The sequence below is a fragment of the Candidatus Obscuribacterales bacterium genome (assembly GCA_036703605.1).
In the GTDB taxonomy this organism is placed as follows: Bacteria; Cyanobacteriota; Cyanobacteriia; order RECH01; family RECH01; genus RECH01.
Window position 1 is genome coordinate 1 of the sequence record DATNRH010001092.1, and the last position, 1084, is coordinate 1084.

Consider the following 1084-nt stretch of genomic DNA (forward strand, 5'->3'; position numbering starts at 1 on the left):
ATCTTTTGGCTCTCCCTCTCCTTCAGTGGCTCTGTAGGTATAGATAGAAAGTTCCTGTTGGGGGTTAGTGTTGGTTTTCGGGGCGTAGGGGTGGTATGCACTTTCTTCTATGAAAATTTCTTTTCTGACACTGTTTCCGGACATGATCCAAAGTGGGTTGAGCTATGGGGTTTCGGGGCAGGCTCTGAAAAAGGGTCTGTTTGATCTGGAGCTCGTCAACCCCAGGGACTTTACCGAGGATGTCCATAAGACCGTCGACGATCGTCCTTTTGGGGGTGGTGATGGAATGGTTTTATTGGCTGAACCCTTTGAGCGCGCTTTGAATAGTTTGGCGCTTAGCCAGGACGCCTTGGTGGTGCACACGTCCCCCCAAGGGGAGGTCTTTACCGATGCCATCAGTCGCGAGCTCTCGACAGCTCAACAAATTGTTTGGGTTTGCTCGCGGTACTCGGGGCTGGATGAGCGCTGGCTCACCAAGAATGTGGACCGCGAGCTCTCTGTTGGGGATTACGTCACCAGTGGTGGCGAGCTGCCAGCCCTGGTGATGACCGATAGTCTGTTGCGCCATGTGCCCATGGTTTTAGGAAATGAAACCTCTCACGTTCAAGAAAGCTTTGCTCTGGGTGCACCTCTTGAGGCCCCCCTTTACACTCGGCCGAGGAGCTGGGAGGGGATGGAGATTCCACCGATTTTGTTCTCGGGGGATCATGCACGGATCGAGCGTTGGCGCCAGAGTACGGGATTTGTGCGCACCTGGGTGAAGCGCAAGGATTGGTACTTGGAATCTCAAAGCCCTGAGCGGTTATTAAAGCTCAAAGAACATTTGGCGGAACTTTTAAAAGAGGTTAAGAAGACCCCTGAAAATTGGATCTTTGCGGAAGCGCCTGAGGAAATTCTCGAGCAGGTCCTGCATGCTGAAGAGCTTTGGTCCCAGAGGGGGTTGTCCCGGTGATAAGAAAATGTCCCTTTGCCGTGGGCCTAGTGCACCACCCGGTCAAGGACCGCGCCAAAAATGTGGTTGCAACCAACGTCACGAACTTTGATATCCACGACATCGCTAGGGCCTCAAAGGCCTACGGGGTGG

Annotated in this window: 1 protein-coding gene; it reads left to right on the forward strand. The window is 53.3% G+C overall.

Annotated elements, in window-relative coordinates; all coding sequences use genetic code 11:
- Positions 1-109: 109 nt before the first annotated feature.
- Positions 110-952 carry a tRNA (guanosine(37)-N1)-methyltransferase TrmD gene (gene trmD, locus V6D20_22605; protein HEY9818573.1) on the forward strand — a complete coding sequence of 281 codons (843 nt, stop codon included), beginning with the start codon at positions 110-112 and terminating at the stop codon, positions 950-952.
- Positions 953-1084 lie beyond the last annotated feature (132 nt).